General features: G+C 69.2%; 20 protein-coding genes and 3 pseudogenes. 12 read left to right on the top strand and 11 right to left on the bottom strand.

The features are described 5' to 3' along the window. Positions 1–520 precede the first annotated feature (520 nt). The 3 genes from ACIBCJ_RS04165 (at position 521) to ACIBCJ_RS04155 (ending at position 4,546) form a co-directional block, all read left to right on the top strand. Positions 521–1,528: an amino acid ABC transporter permease gene (locus ACIBCJ_RS04165; protein WP_365978549.1), complete on the top strand. Its 1,008-nt coding sequence runs from the start codon at positions 521–523 to the stop codon at positions 1,526–1,528. Then, a complete protein-coding gene (locus ACIBCJ_RS04160; protein ID WP_365978550.1) occupies positions 1,525–3,501 on the top strand; it encodes an FAD/NAD(P)-binding protein in 1,977 nt (658 codons plus the stop codon). Before ACIBCJ_RS04165 ends, ACIBCJ_RS04160 begins: the two co-directional genes overlap by 4 nt. A 262-nt stretch (positions 3,502–3,763) precedes the next feature. Beyond that, complete coding sequence (locus tag ACIBCJ_RS04155; RefSeq protein ID WP_365978551.1) at positions 3,764–4,546, top strand: sulfite exporter TauE/SafE family protein; 783 nt, start codon at positions 3,764–3,766, stop codon at positions 4,544–4,546. A 209-nt stretch (positions 4,547–4,755) separates the two neighbouring features. Here the strand turns inward: ACIBCJ_RS04155 and ACIBCJ_RS04150 are convergent, their stop codons facing one another. From ACIBCJ_RS04150 to ACIBCJ_RS04140, 3 genes are all read right to left on the bottom strand, one after another. Further along, the gene (locus ACIBCJ_RS04150; RefSeq protein ID WP_365978552.1) at positions 4,756–5,355 is read right to left on the bottom strand and encodes a GPP34 family phosphoprotein; all 600 of its coding nucleotides are present in this window, start codon (positions 5,353–5,355) and stop codon (positions 4,756–4,758) included. Between the two features lie 55 nt (positions 5,356–5,410). Then, entirely contained in the window at positions 5,411–5,833 is a 423-nt protein-coding gene (locus tag ACIBCJ_RS04145) for a hypothetical protein (protein ID WP_365978553.1), read from the bottom strand. 231 nt (positions 5,834–6,064) lie between these two features. Beyond that, positions 6,065–6,604, bottom strand: a complete 540-nt coding sequence (locus tag ACIBCJ_RS04140) for a hypothetical protein (RefSeq protein WP_365978554.1) — start codon at positions 6,602–6,604, stop codon at positions 6,065–6,067. 375 nt (positions 6,605–6,979) lie between these two features. On the opposite strand from ACIBCJ_RS04140, the pseudogene ACIBCJ_RS04135 reads away from it, so the two are divergent. Both ACIBCJ_RS04135 and ACIBCJ_RS04130 read left to right on the top strand, forming a co-directional pair. Continuing rightward, positions 6,980–7,273: pseudogene (locus tag ACIBCJ_RS04135) on the top strand (ArsR/SmtB family transcription factor); the annotation flags it as partial. A 3-nt stretch (positions 7,274–7,276) separates the two neighbouring features. Beyond that, a complete protein-coding gene (locus ACIBCJ_RS04130; RefSeq protein WP_365978912.1) occupies positions 7,277–7,669 on the top strand; it encodes a VOC family protein in 393 nt (130 codons plus the stop codon). A gap of 283 nt (positions 7,670–7,952) precedes the next feature. On the opposite strand, the gene ACIBCJ_RS04125 is transcribed toward ACIBCJ_RS04130, so the two are convergent. Together ACIBCJ_RS04125 and ACIBCJ_RS04120 are read right to left on the bottom strand one after the other, a co-directional pair. Continuing rightward, a complete protein-coding gene (locus ACIBCJ_RS04125; RefSeq protein ID WP_365978555.1) occupies positions 7,953–9,191 on the bottom strand; it encodes an amidohydrolase in 1,239 nt (412 codons plus the stop codon). Next, entirely contained in the window at positions 9,188–10,603 is a 1,416-nt protein-coding gene (locus ACIBCJ_RS04120) for an MFS transporter (protein ID WP_365978556.1), read from the bottom strand. The genes ACIBCJ_RS04125 and ACIBCJ_RS04120 overlap by 4 nt, the downstream gene beginning before the upstream one ends. 108 nt (positions 10,604–10,711) lie before the next feature. Here ACIBCJ_RS04120 and ACIBCJ_RS04115 point away from each other — a divergent pair, with 108 nt between their 5' ends. Further along, positions 10,712–11,731 carry an Lrp/AsnC family transcriptional regulator gene (locus ACIBCJ_RS04115; RefSeq protein WP_365978557.1) on the top strand — a complete coding sequence of 340 codons (1,020 nt, stop codon included), beginning with the start codon at positions 10,712–10,714 and terminating at the stop codon, positions 11,729–11,731. Between the two features lie 169 nt (positions 11,732–11,900). On the opposite strand, the gene ACIBCJ_RS04110 is transcribed toward ACIBCJ_RS04115, so the two are convergent. From ACIBCJ_RS04110 to ACIBCJ_RS04095, 4 genes and pseudogenes are all read right to left on the bottom strand, one after another. Then, positions 11,901–13,094: a PP2C family protein-serine/threonine phosphatase gene (locus ACIBCJ_RS04110; RefSeq protein WP_365978558.1), complete on the bottom strand. Its 1,194-nt coding sequence runs from the start codon at positions 13,092–13,094 to the stop codon at positions 11,901–11,903. A gap of 402 nt (positions 13,095–13,496) precedes the next feature. Then, positions 13,497–14,975: an MFS transporter gene (locus tag ACIBCJ_RS04105; protein WP_399281748.1), complete on the bottom strand. Its 1,479-nt coding sequence runs from the start codon at positions 14,973–14,975 to the stop codon at positions 13,497–13,499. Positions 14,976–15,694: 719 nt separating this feature from the next. Then, positions 15,695–17,090, bottom strand: a pseudogene (locus ACIBCJ_RS04100) (NAD(P)/FAD-dependent oxidoreductase). A gap of 771 nt (positions 17,091–17,861) precedes the next feature. Continuing rightward, a complete protein-coding gene (locus ACIBCJ_RS04095) occupies positions 17,862–18,629 on the bottom strand; it encodes a transposase (RefSeq protein ID WP_365978559.1) in 768 nt (255 codons plus the stop codon). Positions 18,630–18,710: 81 nt separating this feature from the next. Here ACIBCJ_RS04095 and ACIBCJ_RS04090 point away from each other — a divergent pair, with 81 nt between their 5' ends. From ACIBCJ_RS04090 to ACIBCJ_RS04075, 4 genes and pseudogenes are all read left to right on the top strand, one after another. Continuing rightward, entirely contained in the window at positions 18,711–19,085 is a 375-nt protein-coding gene (locus ACIBCJ_RS04090) for a hypothetical protein (protein WP_399281862.1), read from the top strand. A gap of 265 nt (positions 19,086–19,350) precedes the next feature. Continuing rightward, positions 19,351–19,582 (top strand): annotated as a pseudogene (locus ACIBCJ_RS04085) (transposase); the annotation flags it as partial. 87 nt (positions 19,583–19,669) lie between these two features. Further along, the gene (locus ACIBCJ_RS04080) at positions 19,670–20,230 is read left to right on the top strand and encodes a nitroreductase family protein (protein WP_365978914.1); all 561 of its coding nucleotides are present in this window, start codon (positions 19,670–19,672) and stop codon (positions 20,228–20,230) included. A 409-nt stretch (positions 20,231–20,639) separates the two neighbouring features. Further along, the gene (locus ACIBCJ_RS04075; RefSeq protein ID WP_365978561.1) at positions 20,640–21,233 is read left to right on the top strand and encodes an ALF repeat-containing protein; all 594 of its coding nucleotides are present in this window, start codon (positions 20,640–20,642) and stop codon (positions 21,231–21,233) included. 75 nt (positions 21,234–21,308) lie between these two features. Here the strand turns inward: ACIBCJ_RS04075 and ACIBCJ_RS04070 are convergent, their stop codons facing one another. After that, positions 21,309–21,743, bottom strand: coding sequence for a GNAT family N-acetyltransferase (locus ACIBCJ_RS04070; protein WP_365978562.1), 435 nt, complete (start codon positions 21,741–21,743; stop codon positions 21,309–21,311). 475 nt (positions 21,744–22,218) lie between these two features. On the opposite strand from ACIBCJ_RS04070, the gene ACIBCJ_RS04065 reads away from it, so the two are divergent. Both ACIBCJ_RS04065 and ACIBCJ_RS04060 read left to right on the top strand, forming a co-directional pair. After that, positions 22,219–23,106, top strand: a complete 888-nt coding sequence (locus ACIBCJ_RS04065; RefSeq protein WP_365978563.1) for a septum formation family protein — start codon at positions 22,219–22,221, stop codon at positions 23,104–23,106. An 86-nt stretch (positions 23,107–23,192) separates the two neighbouring features. Beyond that, complete coding sequence (locus ACIBCJ_RS04060) at positions 23,193–23,951, top strand: class I SAM-dependent methyltransferase (RefSeq protein ID WP_362098551.1); 759 nt, start codon at positions 23,193–23,195, stop codon at positions 23,949–23,951. A 79-nt stretch (positions 23,952–24,030) separates the two neighbouring features. Here the strand turns inward: ACIBCJ_RS04060 and asnB are convergent, their stop codons facing one another. Next, a complete protein-coding gene (gene asnB, locus ACIBCJ_RS04055; RefSeq protein ID WP_365978564.1) occupies positions 24,031–25,872 on the bottom strand; it encodes an asparagine synthase (glutamine-hydrolyzing) in 1,842 nt (613 codons plus the stop codon). Between the last annotated feature and the right edge of the window lie 69 nt (positions 25,873–25,941).

Below are 25,941 nucleotides of genomic sequence, written 5' to 3'. Positions count from 1 at the left end.
TCAGGCAGACGGGCCGGTGCAGGCGTGACGACGTCGAGCGTCGGGAGAAGCGGAGCTGCGGCAGCGCGCGTCAGGAGAGAACTCGGCCCGCGACGGGGTCACCGAGGGAGGGAAGGGCCGGTCAGACGGCCCGCTGCCGAGTCAGGCGCAACACGCTGCGGACCACACCCGACCGAAGTCGATGTGATCGCGCGAGACCAAGCGCTGCTGGGCATTCATGCGACTAATTGAGCAGTACATCGCAGCGCTCGTCAAGCGGCGCCCGGATGCCGGGCCGCCTGGACCGACGCCTCCCAGGACGCTATTGACACAGCGACGCCACGGGCGCATACGATCGACGGCGGATCGGCCCCGCCCCGCGCGGTGGCTTCCCCGGCCGCGTTGAGGGACGCGCCGAGTGTGACGACGCCGTGCCCCGGCCGCACCGTACGCACGCAACGCCCCTGTGCCGTTGCGCTCCCTGCGCGTGCCACCGGGCTGCCACCCACGCCTGCGATCCCCTCCCCCGGAGAGTCTCCCGATGGTCACGCCTTCCGAAGTCACGCCGGCCCCTGTGACGAAACCCCCGAAACAGGCGAGTACTCCTGGCCCCGACATGCCGCGCATCGTGCCGCGCCGGCACGGCGGCCGGTGGCTGACCGCCGCCGTCGCGGTTCTGCTGTTCGCGATGGTGCTCAACTCCGTCGTCCGCAACGACGCCTTCCAATGGAGCGTGGTGGGCCGGTACTTCACCACCGCCGCCGTGCTCGACGGACTGCTGCTCTCCCTGTGGCTGACGGCCGTGGTGATGGTGCTCGGCTTCCTGCTCGGCACGGTGCTGGCGGTGATGCGGCTTTCCGCCAACCCGGTTCTGCGGACCCTGGGTTGGGGCTACGTGTGGATCTTCCGGTCCACGCCACTGCTGGTGCAGCTGCTGTTCTGGTTCAACATCGGCGCCCTGTATCCGACGCTGGGCCTCGGCATCCCGTTCGGCCCGCAGTTCGTCACCGTCAAGACGGTCAATCTGCTCGGACCCACCCTCACCGCCGTCATCGGCCTGACCCTGCACGAGACCGCCTATGCCGCCGAGGTGGTGCGCGGCGGCATCCTCTCCGTGGACTCCGGGCAGACGGAGGCCGCCCAGGCACTGGGGCTGAGCAGACGCCGCACCCTGCGCCGGATCGTGGTGCCGCAGGCGATGCGCTCGATCGTGCCCACGGCCGGGAACATGCTGATCGGCACACTGAAGGGCACCAGTATCGTCAGCGTGCTGGCCGTGCACGACCTGCTGTACTCGGTGCAGCTGATTTACAACCAGACCTACCAGGTCATCCCGCTGCTGATGGTCGCCACCCTGTGGTACATCGCGGTCACCACGGTGCTGAGCGCGGGCCAGTTCTACGTCGAGCGGTACTACGCGCGCGGGAACTCCCGAGCCCTGCCGCCGACCCCGCTGCAACGGCTGCGCGGCCAGCTGACCGCCGTGCGCCACCGGCTGAGCGCGGCGACCGCCGCCGACGCCCGGCCGGTGATCGGCGGTGACCGGTGAGCAGCACCCCTTCGCCGGCCGTCCTGGTCGTTGTCGGCGCGGGGCCGCGCGCCACGGGCCTGCTGGACCGCATCGCCGCCAACGCACCCGAACTGTGGGACGGTTCACGGAAGTTGCACGTTCACCTGGTGGATCCGCACCCGCCTGGCCCGGGCCGCGTCTGGCGCCACGAGCAGCCCGCGCTGCTGCGGATGAACTCCATGGCCGAGGACGTCACCATGTTCACCGACGAGTCGTCCACCATCGACGGCCCGGTACAGCCGGGCCCCTCGCTCGCCGAGTGGGCCGCCCAGTTCTCCGGCAGGGGCCCGCAACACGCCCCGTACGCCGAGCCCTCCGACCCGGAGGTGCTCGCCGAACTGCGCGACCTCGACGGGTCCGACTTCCCCACCCGCCGCGCCCAGAGCGCCTACCTGGACTGGGCGTTCCGCAGGGCGCTGGCCCAGCTGCCGCCCGCCGTCACGGTCGAGTGGCACCCCGCCACCGCGACCGCCGTCACCGGCCCCCCGGTCGGCCCGCAGCAGGTGCACCTCGCCGACCGTGCCACTCCGCTCACCGCCGACCTGGTCGTCCTCGCCCAGGGACACCTCGGCTCCACTCCCGCCGCCGAGTACCGTGACCACGCCGCCTTCGCCCGCCGGCACGGCCGCTTCCACCTCCCGCCCGAGTTCTCCGCCGACGCGGACCTGTCCGCACTGCGGCCCGGCGAACACGTCATCCTGCGCGGCTTCGGCCTGGCGTTCATCGACCTGATGACCCTGCTCACCGAGGGCCGCGGCGGCAGTTACCGCACCGAGGCCGACGGCACCCTCACCTACCTCGCGTCCGGCCGCGAGCCCGTCCTGCACGTCGGATCGCGGCGCGGAGTGCCGTACCACTCCAAGACCCGCTACCGCCTCCGGGGCCCCCGCCCTGCGCTGCCGCGCCACTTCGGCCCCGAGGCGGTCGACGCCCTGCTCGCCGAGGACCGCCCGCTGGACCTGCGGCGCGACGTGTGGCCGCTGATGGCCAAGGAGATCGGCTTCGGCCACTACCACGAGCTGTTCCACGCCCACCCGGAGCGCACCGCCCTCCCCTGGCCCGACTTCGTCGCCGCCTACGACCGCCTGGACTGGTACGGCGACGAGATGGCCGCCCTCGTCGCCACGGCCGTACCCGACCCGGCGGACAGGCTCGACTTCGAAGCCCTGGACCACCCGCTGGACGGCCTCGCCTTCCCCGCACCGGACGCCTTCCAGGAGCACCTGCGCGACCACATCGCCCAGGACGTCACCCGCCGCGAGAACCCGGAGTTCAGCGCCGACCTCGGCGCGTTCCTGGCCCTGCTCTCCACCTACGGCCAACTGCCCCGCCTCGTCGCCTCCGGTCGTCTCACCGCCCGCTCGGTCGCCGACGGCCTCGACGGCTGGTGGCACGGCTTCTTCAGCTTCCTCGCCTCCGGCCCGCCCGGCTTCCGCCTGCGCCAGCTCCTCGCGCTGTCCCGGGCCGGCATCGTCCACTTCCTGGGGGCGGACATCCGCGTCGCCACCGACGAGACCAGCGGCGCCTTCACCGCGACCAGCGCCACCGTCCCCGGCCACACCACCCACGCCACGGCCCTGATCGAGGCGTACCTGCCGGGCCCCTCCCTGGCCCACACCGAGGATCCACTCCTGCGGCGCCTGTACCGGGAAGGCGCACTCGCCGAGGAGGTCATCGCCGACCCCACCCACACCCACCGCTCCGGCCTGCTCGCCGTCTCCCCCACGGACGGCCACCTCATCGACCCGTCCCTCGACAGCCCTCACCCCCGCCGCATCGCCCTCGGCGCCCCCACCAACAGCCGGGCCGTCGCCGCCTTCGCCCGCCCCCGCACCAACGCGCCGGCCTTCCGTCAGAACGACGCGGTCGCCCGCGCCCTCCTGCGTGCCCTGAGCGCCACCGAGGCTGAGACGGCAACGCCTCCGGTGGACGGCCGACCTCTCAGAGTGTGAGGTCTTCCCTGCTTGGCCTATGGAGTTGCCAGGGAAGCCTTGACTGCGTCGGACGGGGGTGCGCAGGATGGCCCGCCTGATCGGGAGGCGAGGACGTTCCGGGAGGCCGATTCCGGCCATCGATTCCGCGCTCCGGCCGATGCCTGAGCCGATCGACCCGCTGCCAGGATGGTCCCTCGCGCCGGAGTGCTCAGCAGCCCTGCGGGTCGGCAGGGCGACCACGGCGGCGACACAGATGGGACATGTGAATCGGAGGTCTGCCGTGACATGGTCGACCGGGCCGGCCGGGCTGGCGGTCGGCCTGCTCATAGCAGTGGTGACCGCGCCGGTGGGGGTGTCGGGTGCGATGTTCCTGCTGCCGGTGCAGTTGAGCGTCCTCGGTGTACCCAGCCCGGCGGTCACACCTACCAATCTGCTGTTCAACGTGGTGGCCGGGCCCGGCGCCCTGCTGCGCCACCACCGCGAGGGCCTGCTGTACGGCCGGCTGACGCGACGCCTGGTGATCGGTACTCTGCCCGGGGTGGTCATCGGCGCCGTGATACGGGTCTTCGCCGTCCCCGGGGCCACCGTCTTCCGCCTGCTGGTCGCCGCTCTGCTGATGCCACTGGGCCTGTGGCTCATCGGGCGCACCCTAGGACGCGCCCGGCCGGCCGCCGCTGCGGAACCCTCGCCCCGGACCATCACCGGACTGGCCCTCGTCGTCGGGGTCGTCGGCGGGATCTACGGGATCGGCGGCGGATCCGTCCTCGGCCCCCTACTGGTCGGCCGGGGTATGCCCGTGGCCCGCGTGGCGCCAGCCGCCCTCGCCGCCACGTTCGTCACCTCCGTGACCGGGGCCGCGGCCTTCGCGCTGCTGTCCCTGACGGGCTCCGGTGACATCGCCCCTGACTGGTATCTCGGTCTGGTCTGCGGCCTCGGCGGACTGATCGGCGGCTACCTCGGGGCACGCCTGCAACCTCGGCTGCCCGAAACGGCACTGCGTCTCCTGCTCGGCGCCCTGGCCACCGCCCTCGGTGCCCTCTACGCCGTGCAGTCACTGCGCTGACGGCGGTTGCGGCGCAAGCGGCAGTCACCAGGGGAAGGGCGCGGCCGGACAGTGAGGTTCATGGAGCGCTTCATGCCGCGTCGCGTGGCTCAACGCGTGTTCGGACGCCGGATCACCGCGTGGGAACACGTCGTCGACGCCCCGCTCGGGCCTGCGCCACCTGGCCCAGGGTTCCCGGCCTCGGTGAGTTCCCGGCACCGGGATCCGCTCTATGGCCCGCGCCAGAGGTTGGCGAAGGCCTGGTTCTCGATGGTCCGCCTCTGGCGCACGGCCTCCAGTTCCATCACCGCGTCGTGCACGGCGGCCACCACACTCGTCACGGCTTCGTCGTCGAGGACGGTTCCCTCACCGGACCGCTCGTCGCCGATGCCCACAGCCGCGGCGAGGGCGGTCAGGGTGGGTTCCCTGTCTTTCCAGCGGTCGGCCGCGCGGCGGCGGGCGGGTGTGTCAGCCGCTTTCAGGCTTTTCGAGCCGATGGGCAGTCGGCTGTTTCGCTGCGGTGTCAGCTCACCGCTCTGCTCCAGGGCAGCCTGGTAGGCGGCTGAAAGGTCCCGCCCTCGACGCCACAGCCAGTCCTCGACCCGCTCGTAGGGCAGCTGCCGAGTGAGCCCTGCCGCGGCCTCGCCCAGAAACCGGTCGTCGAGCGGCGGCGGACTGTTCGGCACGATGCGGTCACTGTCGAGAGCGACGGCTCCCGCACCGATGAGATCGATCAGCTCGGCTCCCGCGAGTGCGAGGGACAGATCGCCCTGTCCCACGGAGTTGTCCGGGCCCATGGCGATCATGAACAGGTCTTTCGCCGTGGTCATGGGCCGGCTCCCGTCGCAGACATCGGACAAGGGTACGTCTTCAGCGAACGTGAGACTACGTGGTGTGCAGAGGTTCCCTGAAGGCCTTACGGAACACCGGCCCGGCGAAGGGAATGACCGAGGACATCACCTTCGACTTCAAGGAGGTGGGGTGCCGTTCGAGTCTCACGTCGACGCGGGTGCCGTTCTCCGAGGGGGTCATCTGGAACTGCCAGCCTCCCGAGCCGAAGGGCACCGAGTCGCGAGTGGTGACCGTGACCCTCTTCGCCGAGGGGTCCCACTCGTAGCGTGCGCGCTCCCAGGACTTCTCGTTCCCCTCGGTCACCTCCGCCCAGGTGTCACCACGCTCGTGCACCTGGAAGTGCTCGGCATCGATGGACGACCATTCCTGGAGACGGGACGGGCTGAAGTTCGTCAGGACGCCCATCACCTCGTCCGGGCTCATCGAGGAGTTCACGTGGAAGTGTAGGGACGGCATGATCTGCTCCCTGGTTCGAGAGGCCCACTGCCTGCCGACGCTTCGGCGTTGGTCGGCTCCGTGGCCGGCTCGCTTCGCCACCACCGGTCCGCAATGGCCAGAACAGTTGTGTTCCAGGATGCACCTTCCTCCAGCACTGTGCACCGGCAGCTTCCTGGCCCCGGGCCGAGACCGGCATCGGGCACAGGGTTGAGGTGCTGGAGCTGATCGATACCGGTGACTCCGACGGCCTCATCTGCACGAGCCGGACGGCCTCATCCGGAGCGACGACTGCGTCGAGCATCCGGTGCCGAGTCGGGTCAGTAGCCAGAAGGTGATGGCGGTGCCGGTGCCGTAGGCGACGTGTGCGCCGAGATCCCAGGCCAGGACCTTTGTGTCGTACCGCCAGATCGGCTGGTAGAGCCCTGCGATCGGCAGGGTGACGTAGTCACCGGCGAACACTGCGGCCCCCAGCAACACGCCGGAGACGGGAGAAGTTCTGGGCAGTGACCCGGCCACGATGCCGTAGGCGGCGCCCACCATGGAGCCGTATGCCCAGTGAGTGACGGTGCTGGTGAGCCAAGCGGAACTGTCTGGGAGCCGACGCTGGGTGAACCCTTCGATGACCCGCTTCGCCACCTGTCCCGGATCGGGGGCCTTCTCCCAGCTGTCGACCGACGCGAATTCCCAGGCGAGCGGGCTGTCCGTTCCGCCTGAGCGGCGGTACTTGAGGTAATGGACGGCATCCAGACACACCGTTCCCACTGCCCCGGCCAGCAGGCCGGCCGTCACTGCTGCGAGAGGAGTCAGCGGGTCCCGTCGGGAACGCATGACGCGGTCTCCAAATCGGTCGGGTCAGAAGGGGGGCGCCCCTGCTCGCCCGGGCGCGGCGCGCAGGCATGCCGCCCGTATCAATTATCCGGCGACCGGAGAACGCCCGCGAGCGCAGGGCGGGGCGCGTTCCCTCCTCTTCGAAACCCGAGCCGGCTCGCTCCAGGAACTGGCGGGTCCTGGCTAAACCGCGTACCGGTCCCACCCGCGCCGCCGGCCTCCTGCGTGCTCTGGTCGTCCTGACGTATCTCGCGGTCGAGTCCTGACGGACGACTTTTTGCGCAGCGTGCCGCCCTCGACTTGATAGGCAAGTCACCACTTGCCTATTCTGTGGCGGTGGCCGACGACCTTTTCAAAGCCTTGGCCGACCCCACCCGCCGCACCATCCTCGACGTGATCGCGGAAAAGTCCGGGCAGACGCTGTTCGAGATCTGCGCGCGGCTGAGCATGAAGCACCGGCTCGGCATCTCACGCCAGGCGGTCTCCCAGCATCTCGCCGTGCTGGAGACGGCCGGCCTCGTCGAGACCAGGCGGGAGGGCCGCTACAAGTTCCACGACCTGAACACGGCTCCGTTGCGGCAGATAGCCGAACGATGGCCCGTGCCCGACACCTCCGGACAGGAGAAGAGCCCCATGCAGATCCGTATGACCAGCATCTTCGTCGACGACCAGACCAAGGCCCTGGACTTCTACACCAAGATCCTCGGCTTCGTGAAGAAGCACGACGTCCCGCTGGGCGGCGAGGACCGGTGGCTGACCGTCGTCGCGCCCGACGCGCCCAGCGGTACCGAGCTCCTCCTGGAGCCCGCAGGCCACCCGGCCGTCAAGCCCTACCGCGACGCGCTCGTCAGGGACGGTATTCCGCTCGCCCAGTTCGCCGTCGACGATGTGGTGGCGGAGTACGAGCGCCTGCGGGACGCCGGGGTTCGCTTCACCCAGGAGCCCTTGGAAGCAGGCCCTGTCACCACCGCCGTCTTCGACGACACCTGCGGGAACCTGATCCAGATCGCGACGCAGGCCCAGTAGGCGGGAGGCCTCGTGCGGGCTCAGGTGACCGCCGCGACTGGGCCCTTTACCCGCAGATGCGCGATTAGACATTGAGCCTGGCGGGACGTGCAGAGCAAGGCGGCGATGAAGGCCGGGCCGAGCCGACCGCTTGTTCTTAACGCCCCAGCCAGTACGCCTGCGTGATCTGTCAGCGCTGCGTCGTCTGTCCGCGCTCGCCGTGGCAGAACTCCCGAGCGAGCTGTGCCGCCGCTCCTGGACGGGTAACCTCCGGCTCATCTGTCCGCCGGCCGCTACGGCCGTGTTACGGAACTCGTCCTGTGCGCACAGGCGCCGACTCCAGGGAAGCAGTCGCTGTTCGCCGGTCGGCGAGCAGGTCGAGGCAGCGTCTGCGCTGAGCCGGGTCCGTTGCCAGGTCGACACCGACGTGGGCGAGGGCGATCGCGGCATCGAGCACGGCGCGGTCGGCTCCCGGAGAGTTGCCGTAGCGGGCGAAGGGTGCGGTGTGGTGGAGGGCGCCCTCGGTGTCGTAGCCGATGGTCGGGTGGAGTGCGGGCAGGACGTGGGAGACGTTGCCCATGTCTGTGGAAGCAATGACCTCGCCCTGGCGGCTTACGGGGTCGCGGCCGAGGGATCGGGCAGCGCGGGTGTAGGCGGCGGTGAGGAACGCGTCCTGCCTCAGGTCGGCGAAGTCGGCGCCGTGCTCGGCGAGTTCCAGCTCGGCGCCGGTGGCCAGGGCTGCGGCCTCCAGGCATGCCCGGACCCGGCGGCGGGCGTGGACGAGGTCTTCCATGGTGCGAGCGCGCAGTTCGTAGCGGGCGCGCGCCGTTTCGGGAATGACGTTGACCGCGCGGCCGGCCTCGAAGACGACGTCGTGGACCAGGACGCCCGGGGGCAGCTGCTGGCGCAGCAGGCCCACGGCGGTGTGGGCGAGGGTGATCGCGTCCAGGGCGTTGACGCCTTCCCAGGGCGCGAGCGCGGCATGGGAAGGCTTGCCCGTGTAGGTGACGTCCCAGGCGCCGACGGCGAGAGAGGAGGCGCCCACGGAATCCTCGGGTGCGGCGTGGACCATGAAGGCGGCGGCCACGTCGTCGAAGACACCGGCGTCCAGCAGGAGCGCCTTGCCGCCGATGTCCTCCTCGGCGGGGGTCCCGATGAGCTTCACGGTGATCCCGAGCGCGTCGGCGACGGCGGCGAGACCGAGGGCGGCGCCGACGGAGGCGGCGCCGTTGACGTTGTGCCCGCAGGCGTGTCCGATGCCGGGCAACGCGTCGTACTCGGCGCACAGGGCCACGACCAGCTCGCCACTGCCATGGGTGGCGACGAAGGCCGTCGGCAGGTCGGCTACCCCGCGGGTGACCGTGAAGCCGGTGGCCGCGGCGAGGGAGGTGATCTTGGCGGCCGACTTGTGCTCGCGCATGGCCGTCTCGGGCTCCGCGTGCAGGCTGTGGCTCAGCGCGACCAGGTCGCGTTCGTGGGCCCGTACCGCGTCGGCGGCCTCGGTGAGCGCGCGGTCCCGGAACTGCCGGACGTGGCCGGTCATGCCGTCCTCCCGGTGTGCGGGACGGCGGCTCCGGACACCGGGGCGTCGGCGGGTGTCCGGAAAACCAGGCCGACCGCCGCCCCACCGAGCGCGGTCACCGCGCACGCGGTCCACGCCCACTGGTAACCCGCGCCGGTGACCGTACCCTGGGCGGTGGTGTGGGAGGACCACAGGGCGCCGATCACGGCCGCGCCGAGCGCCGCGCCGAGCGAGAGTGCCATCTCGTTGACGCCGACGGACAGTGCGGTCTCCGCCTCGTCGACCACCTCGACCGACAGGGCCCGGGTGGCGGCCTCGAACATGCCGGTGGCGAGCCCGACCACCAGCGCACCCGCCACGTACTGCGGCACGGACGAATGGAAGAGGACGAGGCTCAGGAAGCCGACCGCACCGGCGCAGCCACCGGCCACGAGCACGGCGCGGTCACCGATCAGCCGGGACAGCCTCGGCGTGAGCGTGGAGCCCAGGAAGCCGACGGCGACCATGGCGAGGGACACCAGGGAGATGGCCTGGGCGCCGAGCCCGAGCCCGAATCCGTCGCCGTCCGGTTCGGTGCCCAGGTAGACCGCGTTGGCGCCGAGGAACCCGATGGCACCGAAGGCGATGCAGAACGTGTGCGCGCTGACCGCCGCGAGCCGGGGATCGCGCAGCATCCCGAGGTTCACCAGCGGATGCGCCGAACGCTGTTCGACCAGCACCCAGGCGACGATCAGTATCAGCGCCGCTGCGACCGCCAGCAGTGACGAGCCTGATGTCCAGCCCCAGGACTGGCCTTCGGTGAGCACGAGCATCAGCGCGCCGAGCCCGCCGGTGAGCAGCAGCGCGGCGGGCACGTTGAAGCGGCCCGCGCGGGGAGCCGTACTCGTCGGCAGGGCAAGCGCGGCGCCCAGCGCGAGGGCGCCGAATGGGACCGCGGTCCACAGCCCGGCGAGGGCGTGTTCGTCGCTGAGGGTGCCGGCCGCGAAGCCTCCGGCGCCGATGGACAAGAGCAGCGCGCCGACCAGCACCGACATGCCGACCCGGCCGTGTTCGGGTGAACGCGAGCGGAGGATGCCCGCGAGCAGTGGGAAGAAGCCGACCACGGCGCTCTGCAGCACCATGCCGACCGCGAGCGTGACCGTGGTGGGTCGCGCCGCGATCAGCAGTGACCCGACGGCAACCGCCGTCACGGCCACCAGCAGCAGCAGCCGGTGACCCCACATGTCGCCCCAGCGGGACAGCAACGGCGTCAGCACGGTGAAGGCGATCTGCGACAGCAGGTACAGATTGTTCTGCCCCACGCCGCCGATCCCGACGTGCGCACCGACGACCGGCAGCAGTGGAGTGAGATACCCCTGGACGACACCGCTGCACACCACGATCACGATCATCGCTGTGATCAGCCCCCGGCCCCGGCTGATGACGTTCGTCATGGCCCCACCTTCTTGTCCCTGGCTGGAATACGACGAGGTGGCTAGAGTGCGACCGCAGGGCCAACGAGGCGCGAAAAGGGAAGAGAACCGGCAGCCAGAGGGGTCAGCGTGTTGGATTCGGTCGCGGTGAGCGAGTTGGATCTCGCTCTCGTGCACGCCCTCCAGGTCCGCCCGCGGGCTGCCTGGACGGATCTGGCGCCCCTGCTGGGCGTGACGTCGGTGACCCTCGCCCGCCGCTGGGAGCGCCTCGCCGAGGAGGGGCTGGCTTGGGTGTCGGCGGTGCCCGGACCGGCCTTCTCGCACGGCGGCTGCACTGCCTTCGTGTTCCTTCGTTGTGCGCCGGCGGCGCGGGAGCGACTGGCCGCGCGGATCGCGGAGCTGCCGGAGGCGGCGACGGTCGAACTGCTTGCCCCTGGCCGCGCCGACCTCATGCTGGACGTGCTGGCATCCGACCTCGCAAGCGTGCACCGCTTCGTGCACGAGCAGCTGGCCGCCCTGCCCGACGTCCTCGGCCTCGAGTGCGTCTTCGCCACGTCCCTGTACACCGAGGGCTCCCGATGGAGGCTCGGCTCGCTGGACGCCGCCCAGCTCTCCGTACTCGGCCGGCCCGGGACGGCCGACCTGGCGGGCGGGTCCCTCGGCGACCTGAACACGCTTGACCGTGCCCTGCTGTACGCGCTGGTGCGGGATGGGCGGACACGGTTCACGGACTTGGCCGATCTCACCGGGACCAGTGCCGCCACCGTGCGCAGGCGCCTGCACCGCCTCACCGCCAGTGGCATCGTGGGGTTCCGCTGTGACGTGGCTCCCGTCGTGTCCGGCCTGCCCGTGTCCGTCACCTTCCGCGGCCGCGCCCCGGCCCATGACGTCAACCGTCTGCACCGCACCCTCGCGACGCTGACCGAATGCCGGTTGCTCGCAGCGGTCACCGGAAGCGACAACGTGCTCGCCACCTTCTGGCTGCGCGACATGGGCGCGGTCCAGCAGCGCGAGACAGCGGCCTGCGCCCAACTGCCCGCCCTGAGCATCACCGAGCGCGTCGTCGGCATCCGTACGGTGAAACGAATGGGACACCTGCTGAACAATGCGGGGCGGCGCACGGGGGTCCGCCCGATCCGACCCTGGTAGACCGGTCGAAGCCGTTGCGGCCGCTGAGCAGATACGTGATCGGTCTCCGCCGCAACACCCAGGACAACCGGGACTCTCGCGGGCAGCGACAGCGCCGCACAGCAGGAAGCCCGGGAGACTGGGTTTGGCGTGTGTGCCGTCGATGCGATGGCTCAGGCACGCGGACAGATCAGGTGCCGATGTCGGCGCTGCGGCCGTGAGGGCGGGGGCCGTGCCAGTCCAGGCACAGGACGGTGGCGTCGTCTCTCACGTGGCCTTCGCATGCTTCGGTGACCGCGTTGACCATGGCGCGCACTGTCTCCCGGGGGTGCTCGGCAGCGGTGTCGCGCAGGAGAGCGGGCAGGTCGACAGCCTGCGCCTGTCTTTCTTGCACACCGTCGGTGTAGAGCAGGAGGCGGTCACCGGGGCGCAGGTCGAGGTCTTGCACCCGGTAGGCGCCCTGGGCGGCGACGCCGAAGGGAAGGTTCACATGCAGTTCGACTGCCTCGACGGCGCCGTCGCGCAGCCGCAGGGGCCAGGGGTGGCCCGCATTGACGAGCTGGGCGCCGGTACCGTCCAGGGCGATGCGCAGCAGCTGGCCGGTGGCGAATGTGCTGCGGCCGTGGTCGAGAAGGGCCTGATGGGCCTGGCGGGCCTGTTCGGCAAGATCGGTGCCGGCGCGGCGGGCGCCACGGGAGGCGTTGACCGCGAGAGTGGCGATGAGGGAGGCGTCGACGTCGTGGCCCATGGCGTCGGTGATGGACAGGTGCAGGGTGTTCTCGTCGAGGCTGTAGTCGTAGGTGTCGCCGGCGATGTCGGACGCTGGGACCAGGGCGCCGGCGAGAGTGAACTCGGCAGCCTCGCAGGAGGGTGCCGAGGGCAGGAGCTGGCGCTGGATCTCCGCGGCCAGGGTGACCGTGGCAGTGCGGTTGCCCCAGTGGTAGAGGTCGGTGAAGCGGCGGTCGGTGACGATGACGTATGCCAGTGCGTGCGCGGCCTCAGTCACCTGTTCCAGTAGGTCCTCGGTGACGAGGGGGAGGTAGAGCTCCAGCACCCCGATGGCGTCGCCGCGATTGGTGACCGGGGCAAGCACCCGCTGGCCACGTCCGTCCTCAGGTGCCACCACCGGTTTCTGGGTGCGCAGGACCTCGTCGTAGGCACTGCCGTCCAGGGGAACCTGATCGGCGCCGCGTTCCTGTGGTGTCGCCTTCTCCTCGTGGACCCTCAGCAGGCGCCGGCCGACGACGTCGAGGAACAGGAACGACGCATAGCGTGCCCCGAAGCGTTCGCGCAGATTGTGCGCCACCACATCGAGGGAGCGCACCGGTGCGGCATCCTCCGCCGCGGCCAGCACCTCAGCCAGTCCGATCCGATCACGCTCCACAACAGCCTCCCTCAGTCACGCATTCTCCTTCCCCCTGCTACCCCAGGCATGACACCGGCGCCCCCGCCCCAGCTCCCGCCGGTGTCCCCCACGCCACACAAACTTCGAACCCATGACCCAATGCCTGATGCAGGCGCATACCGCCTGGAACCGCCCCCTACCAAGCACTCACTCCCCTCCCCCGGCGACACCACAGCCCTGCACGGCCCACGGCCCCGGCTGCGCCTGCCCGTACGGCTGTGGTGGCACCCCTGCTGGACGACCGCCCCCCTCGGTTACCGGCGGCGCGCACCGAGCTGCGCCAGCTGGTCCGCACTGTCGTAGCGGTCTCCGACGTCGGCGCGGATTTTCGCAGTGAGGTTGCGCAGATCGAGTGGTCCATCGACCTCGGAGACCTCTTGGTCAGGGCTTCTCAGGGATCTTGGCCATGGCCGCGGCCAGCGCCGCAAGGAGCAGGACGGCCGCCGACCACCAGGCCGCGACGGTGAAACCGTGCACCATTCCCGCCCCCAGATCCCGGCTCCGGGACGGGTCGGCGTCGATGTAGCGGGTCGCGGCGGACGACACGATCGTGTTCAGCAGGACGGTGCCCAGGGAGCCGCCGATCTGCTGGAAGGTGGAGACGGTCGCGGACGTCACTCCGGCGTCCTTCGGAGCGACCCCGGCGGTCGCCGTCGCGTAGACCGGCATGAACGTCAGCCCCATGCCCAGGCCGAGCAGCACCAGCGCGGGCAGTACGCCGGTGGTGTAGGCAGAGTTCACACTCAGGCGGGTCAGGAGCAGCATGCCGACGGCCGCGAGGAGCATGCCGGGGGCCATCAGGTTTCGGGGGGCGGTGTGGGGCAGGAGCCGGGCGGCGATCTGCGTGGCACCGATGACGATCGTGACGGACATCGGAAGGAACGCCAGGCCGGTCCGTACGGGTGAGTAGTCGAGGATGTCCTGGAGGTAGTAGGTCAGGAACAGGAAGGCACCGAACATGGCGACGGTGGCCAGGCCCATCGTCGCGAGCGCCGCCGCACGGGTTCTGTCCCTGACGATGTGCAGCGGCAGCATCGGATGCTCGGCGTGGGACTGCCACCGGACGAAGACGGAGAGCAGGACCACGCCGGCTGCGAACAGGGTCAGGACCAACGGATCGGCCCACCCGACGGATGCGGCGTCACTGGAGCCGTACACGATCGCCACGAGCCCGCCGGAGGCGAGCAGCGCGCCGGGGACGTCGAGGCGCACCCCGCGCTGACCGGGGCTGTCCTTGAAGAGGGCCAGCGCGCCCCCCAGGGCGGCCAGCGCGATGGGGACGTTGACGTACAGGCACCAGCGCCAGGTCGCGTACTCGGTGAGCAGGCCGCCGACCAGCAGGCCGACGGCGCTGCCGCCCCCGGCGAGCGCGCCGTAGATCCCGAACGCTCTGCCGCGCTCGGCGGGGTCGGTGAACGTCGTCGTCAGCAGCGCCAGCGCAGAGGGGGCCAGGACGGCCGCGCAGGCCCCTTGAAGGGCCCGTGCCGCCAACAGCGTTCCGGGGCCGTCGGCCGCACCGCCGATGGCCGAGGCGGCGGCGAATCCGACCAGACCGATCATGAAGGTGCGTTTGCGGCCGACCAGGTCGGCGATCCGGCCGCCGAGGAGGAGCAGGCCGCCGAAGGCCAAGGAGTACGCGGTGATCACCCACTGCCGGTTCGCGTCCGACATGCCCAGTCCGTTCTGGACGGAGGGCAAGGCGATGTTCACGATCGTGCCGTCGAGAATCACCATGAGCTGGGCGCCTGCGATGACGGCTAGGGCCCACCACCGCTTCGGATCGGGCAACTCGGCCGCGTTCGCTGTGGTGTGGGGCACCGGCGTGGGCACGGTGTCCCCGGAAGAGGACTGCTTGGTCAAGGCGATCACATTCTGTGTCGGAGGTGTAGGAGCAGACGCGCGGTCCTACACCCGGGACGCGACACAAGGGATCGCGAGAGCAGCGGACACCACATGAGGTGCCGCAGAGGGAGAGTCCTACCGCGCGCCGAACGGGGGCACACGGCCGGGGGCAACTATGGCCGCAACACTCGTTGTCCAGTTCCAGTCCATGTTTCCCACCTCCTCCCGGCCGGGCACGCGGTACACATCGACGCCGAACGCGCCGACTGGTACGGCAGGGGACCCGCCGCACACGACCTCCCACACGATAGGTCAGCCGGCCGGCGGCGCAAACGCATTTACCGAGCGCCTGGGTACGGGCTCCTCACGCTTCGACAAGCAAAGGTCCCGCCGTGCCCAGCAGGGAACGTGCACAGGCTCGGGTCGTGGATCGGCAACCAGCGCGGCTGGGTGAAGACGTTGCCTCCGGAGAGGGTGAAGCAGCTGTCCGCAATCGGGACACGGTGGACGGAGCGGACGCCGCTCCCGTCGGCCATCACGTGTGATCGCTGAGGCGGTGCCGACCTGGTCCCGCCTGGGAACAACCGGGTGATCACCAGCCAAGCCGAACACCGTCGACAAACGCTGTCTTGGCGATCAACGAAGCCACGGGTGGGGCTGTGACTCGATCAGCACCTCGATTCGGCTGCGCACATGACCGGGCGCGAGCTACTCCACCGTTTCCCATAGGGAGTGGGTCAGGAAGCGGCGGCCTTTCGCTCTGCCTCGCTCAGGGGTGGCCCTTGCAGTTGGGGCTTCTTCGGGCCGAAGAGCATTGGGATGATCATGGCGGGCGAGAACAGTCGGGTCGGTGGCCTCTCCAGGCTCATTGCGTCCAGCAAGGCGCCCATGGCGCGAGGGTTGGTGGCACCAGTCTCGACAGCACGGTCAACGTACCGGGCGAGCAGTCTTTCCACCCTGGTAAGTGGGATATCAGTGGCACCAGGATAAAGAGCGTCCTGCCCCACTGCGAGGTCCCAAGCGGCGCTGACGGGGCGGGCAGCGGCACGCTGGATACGTTGTGCGGTACCGATAGCCGTCAAGTCTGTGGTTCGTAGGATGGCGCGCATGGCGAGAGCACATTGTGCCGCAACAGTGAGACCGTGGCCGTACACGGGGTTATAGCTAGCGATGGCATCACCGAGGACGACGAATCCGTCAGGCCACGACTTGATCTTTTCGTAGTAGCGACGATGGTTGGCAGTGGAGTGGGTGGTGGCGACGTCACCAAGGGGTTCGGCGTTCTTGAGAAGTTCACCGATGATGGGGTGGCCCAGGCCGAGCGCGAAGTCGATGAAGGCTTCGGGATCACTGCTGGGCTCGCCGCCGCGAGTGCCGGCGAGGGTGACGATCCATTGGCCGTTCTCGACGGGCAAGATGATGCCGCCCTGGCCTGGTGCCTTGGCTGGGTTGGCTTGGACGTTTATGAGTGGGAAGGCGATGTCCTCGGCTGCATGCGGGGCACGGAAGACTCGAGTTGCGTAGGTGACGCCGGCGTCGACCTGCCGTTCAGTAGCTCGGCGAAGGCCCATCGTGTCAAGCCATTGGGGGCGTGCGGGATCCGCGCCCCGAAGCGTCGATGATCAGGTCGGCCGACAGCGTCGAGTATTCGTCGCCGTTGCGGACCCGGACTGCGGTGATGTGAGCGGCATCGCCTTCCAGGCCTAACGCGATGGTGTTCTGTCGTAAGGTGACGCGCTTGTCTGCGAGAACGTGTCCATGAAGGACGCTGTCCAGCAGGTTGCGGGAGCATACGAGGTTGCGGTGGTGAGTTGCAAGGAAGCGCCTGAACCAGACCTCGTTGGGCGCACGAGAGACCATGTCGGCCATGATGTGAGCCAGACGTCCGCCGCGGGCGACGACCTCCTCGACACTGCCGGGTAGGAGGTCGTTGATGGCGTGTACCCCTCCACTCCAGACGAGGTGTGCATGCCTGGCCTGCGGCGTGCCACGGCGTGCCGCCGGGCCCTCTGGCAGAAGGTCACGCTCGACGATGACAACATCGGCGAACTCGGTGAGAGCGGCGGCAGCAAACAAGCCAGTCGCGCTGGCTCCGATGATGACGGCTGTGGGCCGACTGGTGCTAGGAGACATCCGTATCGCTCTCTCTGTGCTGGTCACCCGCTGGCGGATGCTGTCGATGAGACGAGGGCGGTGGCGCAGGGCCTGTGCGATCGCGTCGATTTGATCGCTGAGATCGGCACCTAGCTGGTGTTCTTGGAGTTCACTTGGCCTGGCCTCTCTCTGCGGTGGGCGTCGATGACCGCATGAACGGTGACGGCCCCCCGACGTCCCCGTGCTTCTTCTTCGTTGGCGCCGCTGCGTTTCCACCACGACTCGCCAGCGAATCCACCCGACACTGGCGCGGCACCTGTGTCCAGGGCAACCGAGGCAGGTCGAAGGCGAGCACCTGGTGCCGGGGATCACCGTCCATGGCTCGTGTCCCGGCCGGTGGTCGCGTTGGCGTCATCCGTGTTGGTGGACGAGGAGCATTCGATGCTGAGGTCGTCCGGCTCGCTGGTGAGTGAGGACTCGCCCGGACGGGCGGTGGGTTGTGGGTCCGTGGCGTGCTCGCGCAAGTAGTCGGCGAACGGCTGTGGCGAACTGAGGTGTTCCAACAGCGCCGGGGGCACCGTGGCGGCGTCAACCCACTCGAACGTACACCCTGCACCAGGAGCCTCTGGCGCGAGTACTAGGGCAGCTTGTGAGGCGGTCATGGCGGTTACAGGCAGGAGGCTGACAGCCAAGAGCCCCCGACGCCAGCGGCGTGGCTTGATCATGTGTCAGGTTATCCTTTTAAAGGCTGTCCCGTAACTGATCTCGAGGTCGGTTTTGACATGGTCGACCGCTGCATGAACTCACCTGTCATCCAGCGAGGTTGAGGTTGTGCAGGCGAGCGATGCCGAGCGTGGCGTAGTGGATGCCGTCGCCCTTGAGGCGGCAGTCGCGCAGGATCTTCCAGCTCTTCATGCGGGCGAAGGCGTGCTCGACGCGGGCCCGGACGCGCTTGTGCGAGCGGTTGTGTTCTTCCTTCCAAGCAGGCAGACCCTCGCTCTTGGACCTGCGGTGCGGGATGACCAGGCCGGTGCCCTGGTAGCCGCCGTCGGCGATGGTCACGGTCTTGCCGACGGCGTCCTTGGCACCGGATTCCTCCCAGCCGCGGGAGTCGTGCCGGTTGCCGGGCAAAGGACGGCCGACCACGACGACCAGCCGGGTGTCGGCGTCGATGACGACCTGGTGGGCTGTGGAGTAGCGGTAGTTCTTCGACTGCTCGGCGATCGTGCGATCCCGGGTGGGGACCAGGGTGCCGTCCACGATGAGCACCGTGTCCTTCGCGAAACGCTTGCGCGGCTGGAGCGCGAGCTGGGGCCCGAGGTGGACGATGATCCGGTCGGCCGCCGACTTCGAGATGCCGAACAGCGGAGCGAGCTGGCGCATCGTCAAGTTCGTGCGCCAATACGCGACGACCAGCAGGATGCGGTCCTCCAGCGGCAGCCCCCAGGGGCGTCCGCGGTGCTCTTTGGCCGCAGTCTCGCGGCGCACAGCCGTCACCAGCTTGCCGAAACAGCGTGGTCTCAGCCCGGTGAACGGGGCTATCCAGGACGGCTCCGACGCCGTGATCACACCGGCCATCCGGAGATCATTTCAGTTGCCGGCACCCTTCCTCATGGCGATCCTGAGCTACGAACAACCAAGGGGGACAAGGTGGGACTGATGCTCTTCCCGGGCGACGACGACGTGGCGAGTCCGGACGTCTCCTGGTCATACACCGGCTTCAGCATGTTCAGGAAGTGGTTGGCTCAGGCCGAGGGGTTCACCCTCACCGAAATGAACGGGTTCGGCGGAGAGCGCCAGTGGCGCAGTGTCTCCACCACGCTGGCGCCACTGCTCAACCATCCAGACGACGACGGCCCCGACCTGACGTCAGCTCAATGCGCGGCCTTGCTGCCCCGTCTGGAAACGATTCTCTACCAGCAGCAGTCTGACGACAGCGACCCTGTCATCCGACGGCGCATCGAAGACGTCAGGCAGTTGATCACCGTCCTGCGGTTCTGCGTGGACAAGGACGCCGAGCTCATCTTCGGGTAGCCCCGGGAGCGCGGAGTGCCCCGCCCCGCGGGGATGGGCCGTGGTTACGGGACAACCTTTAGTCTGAGGTCGGGTCACTGGAATGCTCTTTGTCGGCCAAGTGCAGCGTGCAGAAGCTGCCCCCTGACCGGGTCGTACAGCGCAGTGAGCCCGCGGTAGCGGACCTTGCTGTTCTCGGGCGGATGTGGACACGGCCTCTGTCTGATCCTGCGCTCTGGCCAAGAAGGAGCTGACCACTACGAAGGGCGTGGGGGAAGTACGCTGCCGCCGTCCGTGGGAGAAGCCGGCCGAGCCAGGCGGGCCGGCTCACCCCGGTCAAGGTCCGCCGGGAGTTCAGAAACCTCCGCCCCAACCTGCCCTGTCCGGCCCCATGGGCCGAAGCCAACCGGCCCGGCCCCGGCGCCGGGCGCCCGTCCGGCTCGAAGAATCGGCGCCCAGCCACCCGAGACGACGTGGGCAGAACGACCAGACGCCCCGCCACCATCATCGAACATGACAGCGGCGCATTGAGCGCATCCTGGAGCACGGTGTCCGTGCTCGCACTGACCGGAATACGCGCCCACGGTCGCCGGTTGCAGCGGAACGTGCATCATCCTCAGGCGTCGTACGACGACATACACCCGCTGCTTGCCAAGCGCTTCAGCCCTTACCGGTTCGACCGGTCGGGGTTGGTCGACGACCATGCCCTCGGACTGCTGCTGGAAGCCGCGCGGTGGGCGCCGTCGGCAGGGAACTCCCAGCCGTGGGGCTTCTTCACAGCTAGGCCCGGTGATCCGGAGCATGACCGGGTACTGCCCTACCTTGCGCCGAGCTCGGCCTCCTGGGCGACGGATGCGGGCCTGCTCGTCGTCGCGCTGACGCGCCGATACGTCGATGGCACACAGTTGAGCTACTCCGAGTTCGCTGACTACGACCTCGGCCAGGCCATCGCCCACATGACTGTTCAGGCCCAGGCCATGGGACTCGCCGCGCACCAGTTCCGGGCCTTCGACCTGGAAGGGCTCACCAAAGAGCTTGACCCCAACCCGGGCTGGGCAATCGTCTCCATGGTCGCGGTGGGCACGGCGGCGGATGGGCCGCCGCGGATCCGCAACCGGCGTAGCGTCGCGGAATTGCGCTCCGATCCCTGGGCAGCGGACGAGTAGGCGACGGGGCGGGCGGACGGGGTCACGATGTCCTCGGCTGGTTCGTGTTCTGGCCAGGGACTCGGGGCCTTCGCTGCAGCACCTGGGCATGGAACTCGACTCGTTACGACAGGAGTTGGCTGATGTGGTGACCGGTGCCGCCGGTCACACTGACAGCGTGCAGGGTTCCGTTGGTATCTGCAGCAGGGTGCCCGCGAGCGGGGTCATGAGGCCGTAGTTCCTTCGGATCGGACCGAGAGGCAGTCCAGACAGGCGCAGGCGGGCAGCGTCGGCACGCGCCGTGCTGCGCGGACAGTCGGCAAGGAAGAACCCGTTGAGACTGCATGGTTTCTGCAGTGATTCGTTCCGCCGCGTCTTGAGACGATGCGACGACAGCACGACGCGGCTACGACACAAGGTGGTTGACTTCATGAGGCTGGCTCACGCGACGCTCGCTCTGGCCGCCGGTGCCCTCGCACCGGCCCTGTTGCTCTCCTCATCCTCCCTCGCCGCCGACGCGGCGCCGTCGACCGCCGCGGTGGTGGCGGACGCGGGCTTCGCCTACGACGAGGCGGACACCGATGACCTGCGCGTGGCCATCGCCAGGATTCTCGCCGACCCCGACAGCGGCCGACGCGTGACACGTGAGGCCAACGAACTCCTCGACAATGGCACTGTGGAGGAGATGCGGGCCTGGTTGGAGACCGGCTACCGCCTCGCACAGGCGGAGGACGACCGCGTCGCCATCTTCCGCATACTCGGCAACCCCGACAGCGGCCGACGCGTGACCCAGGAGATCAACCAACTCCTCGACAACGACAACCCCGAAGAGATGCGGGCCTGGCTCGAAACCGGCTACCGCCTCGCACAGGCCGAGGACGACCGCGTCGCCATCTTCCGCATACTCGGCAACCCCGACAGCGGCGACGCCCTGCGCGCGGCGGCGAGCGCGGCCCTGGACGACGGCACTCCGGAAGCACTGCGCCACTTCCTTGAGATCGGGCGGTACGAGGTCGACGGCTAGAGGCCATCTCATCTGGTTGTGTTCGACAGCCTGCTGCCTGCGCCTTCATCTGGTACCGCAGACTGACTGCACCCCTCACTCTGGCTCATTCAAGATCATGAGGCTCTCGGGCTGCGGAACGGGCACGAAGCCGGCCCTCGCGTAGGCCTCGTGCGCGTCGCGCGTCGAGAGGAGCACGCGCTTGAGTCGACAGGGGGCGAGGTGGTCACGAATTGCCGTGGCAAGCCATGTCCCCAGTCCCTTGCCGCGGTGGGCAGGAGCGACGTAGACATCGCACAGCCAGGCGAACGTGGCGCGGTCGGTGACCACACGGGCATAGGCGACCTGGTCACCGGTGACCTCGTAGACGGCGAAGTCGAGTGAGCCGCGCATCGGCTCCTCGACTGTTTCCCGGGTGCGCCCAAGAGCCCAGAACGCATCGGTCGACAGCCATCGGTGCACCAGATCCACGTCGAGGCGATCGGGGTCTATGGAGAGCTCGTACCCGTTGTTCCCGCTGTTGACGATCATGGCGTGCCAGCGTAGCCATGGGCACTTGGTTTTTCCAAGTAGCGTGTTGAGTGAGATGTCCTCCGAGGTCCTGCCCCCGGGTGCCGGAGCGCGCGGATGACCGGCGAGTCCGCGCGCGGCCGGGGCGGATGCCTGCGCGGCTCGGCTCACGTCGGGGCTACCGCCACCGTCGGCACAGCCGGTGGACGCCGTCGCTTGGAGCCCCTGACGCCGCCCGGGAAGCCCCAGGCCCTGGGCGAGGCGGACTCGGTGAGCCGGTCGGAGCCGTTGTCGCAGCCGGCGCAACGCGGACCCGTGCCCGGTCGGCGGGACCGATGCAGTCGACTCCGTGCCGTACAACCTTCGCGGCCGGTCCCGAGTCTGATACTCGATGAGGTGAGGGCCTGCCCCCGAGCCGCCGGGCCACGATCGGGCACCGAGATGGCATACGATCCGCATGCCCGTCGTAAAGATCCAGTAAGAGGATGTACACGTCATGACTGCCCGTGCCCCCTATCGTTCCCTTCACGGCATATCCGCCGTTGCCGCCCTGCTTGCGCTTGGCGCGGTGGGGTGCTCGGACGTCAACGACGCCGTCGACAGCGCCAAGGACGGGGCGAAGAAGGTGGCCCGCCAGCGCTCGGTGTTCTCGTTGGACACCGGTGACTGCTACAACCCGTTCGGCAAGGCTGAGGGGACGGCGTACACCGTCGAGATCGTGCCCTGCGACGAGGCGCACGAAGGTCAGGTCGTGGGCGAGTTCTCGATGGACGAGGGTAAGAAGTACCCCGGCGACGACGAGGTCTCGGCAGTCGCGGACACCCGCTGCCCGGTCGAGGCGCAGAAGTACGCCCCGGACACCTGGGCGCTCCCCAAGGGCGCCGAGCTCTTCTACTACACCCCGACCGCGCAGAGCTGGGCGACGGGCGACCGCTCGGTGAGCTGTACCTACACCGCCGGCAAGGGCACGCTGAGCGGCACGCTGAACACCGCGAAGTCCCTGAAGCCCGAGCAGCTCACGTACCTCAAGGGAACCAACGCGGTGTACGAGGCCCTGTGGGCGAACCAGCCCGAGAAGGACACCGTCGAGGCCGACCTGCCCGGTTACAAGGCGCAGGCCAAGGCGGTCGCGGACGCTCTCCAGACCCACGTCGAGGGGCTGAACGGCATCGACGGCGCCGAGGTCGGCGCGCTCCGGACGACGCTGACGAAGGCGGCCGGCGACTGGAAGAAGGCCGCGGACGCCGCCGACGCCGACACGTTCTACGCCGCCTACGACCCGGCGTTCACCGGCATCGACCCGAACAAGTCGGTCGCCGCCCGCAAGGAGCTGGGCCTGGCCACCACCGTTCCGGCCGAAGAGGCCGAGGTCTGGGCCAGTTGACACCTCTGAGGTGCGGGCACCGGTAGGCCGGTGCCCGCGCCCGCCCGACCAGTGGCGTTGTCAGTGCAGGCCTCTAGATTCGCCACGTGACTGAGCCCTCTTACCTGGCTGAGGTCCGGGAGTCGTACGACACCGTGGCCGACGCCTACGCCGCCCTCGTCAAGTCCCCAACAGAGCTGGACCCGTTGTCACGCTCGGTGCTGACCGCGTTCGCCGAACTCGTACAGGCATCTGAGCGAGGACCGGTCGCGGACCTGGGCTGCGGCCCGGGCAAAGTGACGGCGCACCTCGCCGGGCTCGGGGTGTCCCCGATCGGCATCGACGTGTCCCCCAGGATGATCGAGCTGGCGCGCACCGCTTTCCCGCACTTGCCCTTCTCCGTGGGATCCATCACCGCCCTGCCGTTCGCAGACGACGTGCTCGGCGGCATCCTGGCCTTCTACTCCATCCATCACACGCCTCCCGAGCTGCTGCCGCTCGTGTGCGCCGAGTTTCACCGCACCCTGGCACCCGGTGGCCATCTTCTCCTCGTGAGCCATGTCGGTTCTGGTGAGCGCCGTCGTCCTGCGCAGGCCTACGGCGGTCTGCCCGTGTCCTTCGAGTCCTATCGCCTGCCTCCAGGCCGGCTTGCGCGGGTGCTGAACCTGGCCGGGTTCGCGGTCGACGCTCAGCTGGTGCAGGAGCCCGACGAGAAGCTGACATGGAAGATCGCCAGCCTTCTTGCCCACAAGCCGATTTCCGAGGAGGCCGAGCCGGCTTCTCAGGCCCCTGAGGCGTCGTTGCGGGCTCGGATGTGCGGCGTGGAAGTTGCGGGCGAACCTCAACGCGATCCAGGTAACACGTGAGCCGTCGGATACGCCGGTCTGCCGGGGCATGGCTCCCGGGGAGGCGCGTCGGCAGGCGCTCCCCCGGGGGCCGAGTCGTTCAGCTGAGGACGAGTTCCGGCCGGTAGAGGTCCAGCCACAGGGCGAGGTCGAGGGCACGTTCCAGGCCGCGCCGGTCCGCCTGGCCGCTCATCGGCGTCTCCCGCTCGGCGGCTCGCCGTAGGCTGTCGGGGTCGACGAGGTCGAAGACGGGGTGGCCGGTACGGGTGAGCAGGTCCTTGGCCTGGTCCTGGAGGGCTGCCGCGTACTTGGGGTCCTGAGTGGACGGGTAGGGGCTCTTGACCCGGTCGTACACGGACTTCGGCAACACGTCCGCGGTGGCCTCGCGCAGCAGGGTCTTCTCCCGGCCGTCGAAGGACTTCAGCGCCCAGGGAGTGTTGTACACGTATTCGACGAGCCGGTGGTCGCAGAAGGGTACGCGGACCTCCAGGCCGACGGCCATGCTGGCACGGTCCTTGCGGTCGAGCAGGATGCGTACGAAGCGGGTCAGGTGGAGGTGGCAGATCCGGCGCATCCGGTACTCGAAGTCGCTCTCGCCTTCCAGGCGCCGGATGCCGGCCACGGCGTCGCGGTAGCCGTCGGCCACGTACGCGGGCAGATCCAGTTTCGCCGCCAGGCCGGGACGCAGTACGTCTGTGTCCTCCCCCATGTGGCGGCTCATCGACACCAGCCAGGGGAAGGTGTCGGCACGGCGTGCTTCCTCGTCGAAGAACTGCAGGTAGCCGCCGAAGACCTCGTCGGCGGACTCGCCGGACAGGGCCACGGTGGAGTGGTCGCGGATCGACCGGAAGAGCAGGTACAAGGAGGCGTCCATGTCGCCGAGGCCGGCCGGCAGGTCCCGGGCGCGGATGACCCTGGCGCGGATCTCCGGGTCGGCGAGGGCCTGGGCGTCCAGCACTATGTCCTGGTGGTCGGTGCCCGAGGCGCGAGCGACGTCGTGGACGAAGGGGGTGTCGGGGGTGCCTCGGAGTTCGTCGGCGATGAAGTTCTCGGTCTGACCCGCGAAGTCCACGGCGAAACTACGTACTTTTTCGCCGTGTTCACCCAGCTGCCGGGCTGCGAGCGCGGTCATCGCGGAGGAGTCCAGTCCGCCGGAGAGCAGGGTGCAACGGGGCACGTCGGCGACGAGCTGACGGCGCACGATGTCGTCGAGGAGCGAGCGGACGTACGCGACGGTGGCGTCCCTGCCGTCCGTGTGCGGGCGGGTCTCCAACTCCCAGTAGCGACGCTGGTGCACGCCCGCGTGGTCGACCGTGACGACGGTGCCCGGTTCGACCTCGCGCATGCCATCCCAAACGGCGTGACCGGGTGTCTTGATCATGGTGAAGAGTTCCCGCAGCCCGTCGAGCCGGACCCGTCGGCGGGCCAGTGGATGGGCGAGGATCGCCTTGGGCTCGGAGCCGAACAGGACGCCGTCAGCCGTCGGGTGGTAGTAGAACGGCTTGATGCCCATGCGGTCGCGGACCATGACCAGCTTGTTCTCGCGACCGTCCCAGAGGGCGAAGGCGTACATGCCGTTCAGACGCTCGGGAAGGGTGTCACCCCATTCGAGGTAGCCGCGCAGCACGACCTCGGTGTCGGAGTCGGTGGTGAACCGGTGTCCGCGGTCCGTGAGTTCCCGTCGGAGCTCGGTGAAGTTGTACGTCTCTCCCGAGTAGACGAGCGCCACCGTGCCGTGGGGGGTGTCGACGCTCATCGGCTGCCGGCCGCCGGGCAGGTCGATGATGGCGAGCCTGCGGTGGCCGAGCGCGGCGGGTCCTTGCGCCCAGACGCCACGGTCGTCGGGTCCGCGACAGGCCATCGTCTCGGTCATCGCGTCCAGCGCCGCCTTCTCGGAGCCGAGATCGCGGTCGAAGGAGACCCAGCCGGTGATGCCGCACATACGCTACCTCCTGCGTCCGGTCCGCCAGGCAGCCCCGCACGCACAGCTGTTTTGCGACTGCGAGCAGAC

Source organism: Streptomyces sp. NPDC051136 (genome assembly GCF_044455745.1).
In the GTDB taxonomy this organism is placed as follows: domain Bacteria; phylum Actinomycetota; class Actinomycetes; order Streptomycetales; family Streptomycetaceae; genus Streptomyces.
Note: the sequence above shows the minus strand (reverse complement) of the source record. Positions and strands in the feature narration are given on the sequence as shown.